Source organism: Limnohabitans planktonicus II-D5 (assembly GCF_001270065.2).
Lineage (GTDB): Bacteria > Pseudomonadota > Gammaproteobacteria > Burkholderiales > Burkholderiaceae_C > Limnohabitans_A > Limnohabitans_A planktonicus.
In genome coordinates, this window is the sequence record NZ_LFYT02000062.1 from 1 (window position 1) to 5,027 (window position 5,027).

Annotated in this window: 4 protein-coding genes; 1 reads left to right on the forward strand and 3 read right to left on the reverse strand. The window is 59.8% G+C overall.

Features of this window, described 5'->3' with window-relative positions; translation table 11 throughout:
• Nucleotides 1-418: 418 nt before the first annotated feature.
• Both H663_RS40660 and H663_RS40665 read right to left on the reverse strand, forming a co-directional pair.
• A complete protein-coding gene (locus tag H663_RS40660; RefSeq protein WP_205872769.1) occupies nt 419-1,582 on the reverse strand; it encodes a methyltransferase in 1,164 nt (387 codons plus the stop codon).
• 61 nt (nt 1,583-1,643) lie between these two features.
• The gene (locus tag H663_RS40665; RefSeq protein ID WP_053172332.1) at nt 1,644-2,429 is read right to left on the reverse strand and encodes an HAD-IIB family hydrolase; all 786 of its coding nucleotides are present in this window, start codon (nt 2,427-2,429) and stop codon (nt 1,644-1,646) included.
• 399 nt (nt 2,430-2,828) lie between these two features.
• Between H663_RS40665 and H663_RS40670 the strand changes: the two genes are divergently transcribed.
• Entirely contained in the window at nt 2,829-3,827 is a 999-nt protein-coding gene (locus H663_RS40670) for a hypothetical protein (protein WP_053172330.1), read from the forward strand.
• Between the two features lie 36 nt (nt 3,828-3,863).
• Here H663_RS40670 and H663_RS40675 read toward each other — a convergent pair whose 3' ends face one another.
• Nucleotides 3,864-4,595, reverse strand: coding sequence for an SDR family NAD(P)-dependent oxidoreductase (locus tag H663_RS40675; RefSeq protein ID WP_053172328.1), 732 nt, complete (start codon nt 4,593-4,595; stop codon nt 3,864-3,866).
• Between the last annotated feature and the right edge of the window lie 432 nt (nt 4,596-5,027).

The window sequence follows — 5,027 nt, forward strand, 5'->3', positions numbered from 1 at the left end:
CCCTGCAAGCGATCACCCGCAGACCACAAGCGCCTCAATCGCCAGCAGGGCTGGCTCCCACGGGTACCGATGTTTGTAGGAGCTTGCCCTGCAAGCGATCACCCGCAGACCACAAGCGCCTCAATCGCCAGCAGGGCTGGCTCCCACGGGTACCGATGTTTGTAGGAGCTTGCCCTGCAAGCGATCACCCGCAGACCACAAGCGCCTCAATCGCCAGCAGGGCTGGCTCCCACGGGTACCGATGTTTGTAGGAGCTTGCCCTGCAAGCGATCACCCGCAGACCACAAACGTCTGAATCGAGAGCAGGGCTGGCTCCCACGGGTACCCCTGTTTGTAGGAGCTTGCCCTGCGAGCGATCACGCTCAGACCGCATCCATCAGAGTCCGGCATGCGCCCGCTTGCTGACGCCTATCGCAGATCAGCCCGCCGCCCCCAAACGCCACAGCGACGTCACTTCGGCCAAACGCGCTGCATGCAGCGGGTCGCTGGCATCTTGTGCTTTGCCGTGCACAGGCTTCACGTCTGTGCGGCCGAGCACTTGCAGCCCGGCATCGGCAATCCAGCCCAACAAAGCCTCGCGTGTGCGCAAGCCCAAATGTTCGGCCAGATCCGACAAAATCAGCCAGCCTTCGCCGCCCTCGCTCAAATGCGCTTTCAGGCCAGCCAGAAATCCCTTGAGCATCTGACTGCCTTCGTCATACACCGCCTGTTCCAGCACCGAAGTCGGGCGTGCGGGCAGCCACGGCGGGTTGCAGACCACCAAAGCCGCTTGGCCCGGCGGGAATAAATCGGCTTGCAACAGCTGCACCTGGTTTTGCAAGCCCAGGCGCTGCAGGTTGTCGCGGGCGCAGGCCAGTGCCCGCTCGGCCATGTCGGTGGCCATCACCTGTTGGGCACCGCGCCGCGCCAGTACCGCCGACAAGACCCCCGTGCCCACACCAATGTCAAAAGCCATCGAATGATCCTTCAGCGCCGCAGGCAAGGGCGCCTTGGCCACCAGCGCCACATACTCGCCGCGCACCGGTGAAAACACCCCGTAATGCGGGTGAATGCGCAGCCCCTCGCCCAAAGCGGGCAACTCGACGCCAGTCTTGCGCCACTCAAAAGCGCCAATCACCCCCTGCAAGGCGCGCAAAGAAATCACGCTGGTTTGGCCATTGGCCGGGCCAAAGGCTTGAGTACAGGCTTGTCGCACGTCCGGTGCGCGGCGCAGGTTGATGCTGTAGTCGCCGCTCAGCTCGATCAACACCTGGCTCAGCACGCGTGTGCGCTGGGCTTGCGCCTGGCGGTGAGCGTGAAAGGCCGCACCGGGCAAGGGCTGCGCATCGGGTGCCGGTTTTTTTGCGCGTGCTTTTTTGGGCTTGTCGATGCGCCGCGACAAGGCTTGCAGCAACTGGCGGGCGTTCTGAAAATCGCCACGCCACAGCAAACCCGTGCCCGCGCAGGCCAGCCGGTAAGCGCTGTCGGCGGACAGCGTGTCATCTGCAAACACCACACGGGCGGGCAGGGTCTGATCCGAGCGCCAAAGGGCCGAGTGCTCGGCGTCTTGTTCAGACCAGGTCAACAAAGTGGGGGCGTTCATGCGCAGTCCTGTCGGGGGTGGTTGTCGCGCAAAGGCTCGCGCAGGGGGGTAAAAGGGTCGTTCAGGCCAGGCGGCTCAGCACATGCCGCGCCAATTCGGCAAAGCCTGCGCCGCGTTCGCTGGGCGTGATGTAGCGCGGCGGGTGCGTCAGCTGCGGCTCAAAGCGCCGGATGTTGGCCACCCCCACGCTGTGCGCAAAGTGCTCAAACATCACCTGGTCATTGGTCGAGTCTCCCACATAAACCCAGCGGTCGATTTCGGCATCCAGATCGCGGCCCCACAGCTCGCGCACGATCCAGCGGGCACCGGTGAGTTTGCTGTGCGCGCCAAACCAGCCGTTGATGTGGATGCTGCTCACCGTCGCCGTCATGCCCGCCGCCTGCATCATGCGCACCACGGTCTCGATGGCACTCTGGGGCAGTTGCGTGAATTCGCTGTGGTCAATGGCGATGTCGGTCTCGCGCCCGGCGCTGTCTTGTGAGCGTCGCGCACCCGGTACGCTGCGTTCAATCTGCGCCAGGACCGCCTGCATGCGGATGAAGTTGGCGCTGCGCGTGGCCGCGTCTTGCAGATACAGCTTGCGCAAACCCCAGCTGGCCGAATGTTGCAGCGCCACCGCCCCGTTTTCGGCCACGATGGCATCCACCGGCCAACTGGCCGCAAAGGGCTCGCTCCAGCCCACCGGCCGCCCGGTGATCGGCACCACATGCAGCCCCGCCGCTTTCAGATCGGCCAGGGCCTGCAGGGCCTCGGGGGTGATGGCGCCGTCAGTGGTCAGCGTGTCGTCGATGTCGGTGAAGACACCGACAGGGCGGGTGGCAGGCAGCCAGGTGGACAGGGCGCGCATTCAGTGTGGGTGTGTTGGACGGGGGATGCCCCAATGCAAGGTGAGGGCCGGTAGGGCGTGAAAGCCGTTTACCGAGGGGTGCAAATCATGCCATACCGGTTTTTCCGCATGGCCGATTAACTGTGGATCAGGTTTGCTGAAGTCTGACAGGTGATGGCCAAGCCAAACCGCAGGTCGGTGGCAACAGAGCCGGCGTGCAGCCTGCGCCCAAGTCAGCTGTGTCGAACTTGAAAGTGCGCAACAAGGTTGACCATTGAATACTCCACAGGGCTGGAGAAAGAGGCGGGCAGCCATGCGCACATGAGACGGGGCCAAAGTATGGATGGGATCTGAACTCAGTTTTATGCGAGCCATTTTTCAAAATGCTGGCGAGGCCAACATGCTTTTGAGTAAGAATTAATGATCTATTTCGATGGGTGGCTATTCAGGGGTTTTCCTATGTCTTCAGACCTATTGCGTCAAAACCTGGCAACGGACCGACTTTGGGGCATGGTGCTGTGCCTGTTTGCGGCACTGACTTTGTGCGCATGCGAACCCAACAAACCTGCCGCTCAAAAGACACCCAGCGGCCCCACGTTTGCCGAGGTGCACAACATGGCGCAATTGCCTGCGCCGTTTACCCGTCGTCCGCAGCTGACCAGCGAGTTGCGGCTCAAACCAGGTCAGGTACTAGACCCCAACAGCGAGTTTGCCAAAACTTGGACGGGTAAAAGCATCTACAGGAAACTCCCCAACGGCTTGGTGTTTGAAATACCGGCGCAGTACGGCTGGTTTTGGCAAAGTCAAGACAAAAAGCTCAAGCACAGGTTTGCAGCGCAACGGCTCGATGATCTGGTGGAAGAACCTGATGTCGGTTTCGCTTTTTTTATGCCCGACTTTGTGGGATGGACGCCTGATACGGCCAACGGGATATTAAATCCTAACGATCCTGATTGGGTTGCGGGCATCAGGATTGAATACAGGGGCTTGGGTGAAGAACTACCCGATGCGCCCGGCTTTTATCCACCCAATGTGGAGGCACGCATGAAGAAATACGTAGCCGAAGGCTCTAGTAAGGTGTTCGGCAAGGTGCATGGTCTGACTTGTTATACATCGTTGACGCGCCCGTACAACCAGCCTGGTGTTGTAGAGACAGGAGACAGGAAATCCTGCATTGGCGTGGGGGCATATGGACATCCAGTGTTTCTAAAAATTCACCTGCCCCCTTTCAACAAAGACAGCTGGTTACCGTATCCAAGCATGTTTGCGTATTACTACACCCCTGAATATGGCGGGTTGTACATCACATGGCGTGTGAGCCCGAAACACCTGGCGCATTGGAAAGAAATCGACACTTTTGTCTGGCGTGCGCTCAAGGAGTGGACCATCGTCAATCCTTATGCGCAACCTACACGCTGAAGCGTCCCCGTTGCATTGATCTTTAAATCTAGCAACCTAAAACTGCACATGGCTCGTGGAGCCACCGTCCACGTACCAGTTTGCGCCAGCCACAAAACTGGCTGCCGGGCTGGAAACAAAGGCAACCACCCGCGCAATCTCCTCGGGTGTGGCCAGCCGCTTCAACGGGTTTCGCTGAACGACTGACTGGAAGAGCTCCGGTTCGTTGCGCCGCACTTGGTCCCACAGCCCGCCCGCAAACAAGGTATCCCCGGGGGAGACCGTGTTGACGCGCACGGTTGGCAGCAGGCGCAGGGCAAGAGACTTCATGTAATGGGCGACAGCTGCCTTGCCAGCGCCGTAGGCGGCAGACTTGGGTGCAGCCAACGAACTCGCTTTGGAACCGATGTAGGTGATGGCCGCGTGCGGCGACCGCAAGAGAATGGGTATGGCCGCTTCAGTCGCGTCGACGGTCGCCTGAATGTCGGTTTGCAATGACGCTTTCCAGTCCGCACTCAGCGCGCTGACGTTGGGCACGAAGATGTCGAAGGGATCGAGCGTCTCCAGCCAATGGGAAAAATTCGCGCTATCGGTCACGTCGACCGCTTTCGCCTGGACCTTGGCGGGGAGATTCGCGAGCGAATCGAGTGCTGCGTCGATGTGCACCTGACGCCGCGCGCAAAACGATACACGACAGCCTTCGGCTGCCAATGCATGCACGATGGCTGCACCGATGCCGCAAGAGCCACCGGTAACGACTGCATGGAGGCCTGTGAGTTGAAGATTCATGGAACTGCCTGCTTATTGGTGTGTGGCGGCCGCGCTGGGTGTGTGTGGCAAGCAAGCGCCTGAACGGGGGCTGAAAAGTCATGTTGGACATATCCAGACGCTGAGGTTGTAAGAATATTATTGATCCGGCACGCTGAATTTTGAAATATTGATCCGGCCCTTTGAAGTATTCAATGGTCAAAGAGCTTGTAGGTCGGTGGCAACAAAGCCGACATGGCGGGCTTCGGTGCAGGCTGCATGTCGGGGCTAAAGCCACCGACCTACGGGGTGATGGTGCAAAAATTTCAAACTTCAGCGTGCCGGATCAATGTGTGGGGAATGTCATCTCCCAGAGTACGACATGATGGGTTTGGGCATAGGCACATGTCGGGGTCTTCGACCGCCGACCTACAACATCGTTGGGCGTTGAAATTTCTCAGGGCCGAATCAACA

What these genes read in the sequence shown, in the direction of transcription:
- H663_RS40660 (WP_205872769.1), bottom strand. Translation starts at nt 1,582, where the DNA reads ATGAACGCCCCCACTTTGTTGACCTGGTCTGAACAAGACGCCGAGCAC.
- H663_RS40665 (WP_053172332.1), bottom strand. Translation starts at nt 2,429, where the DNA reads ATGCGCGCCCTGTCCACCTGGCTGCCTGCCACCCGCCCTGTCGGTGTC.
- H663_RS40670 (WP_053172330.1), top strand. Translation starts at nt 2,829, where the DNA reads ATGATCTATTTCGATGGGTGGCTATTCAGGGGTTTTCCTATGTCTTCA.
- H663_RS40675 (WP_053172328.1), bottom strand. Translation starts at nt 4,595, where the DNA reads ATGAATCTTCAACTCACAGGCCTCCATGCAGTCGTTACCGGTGGCTCT.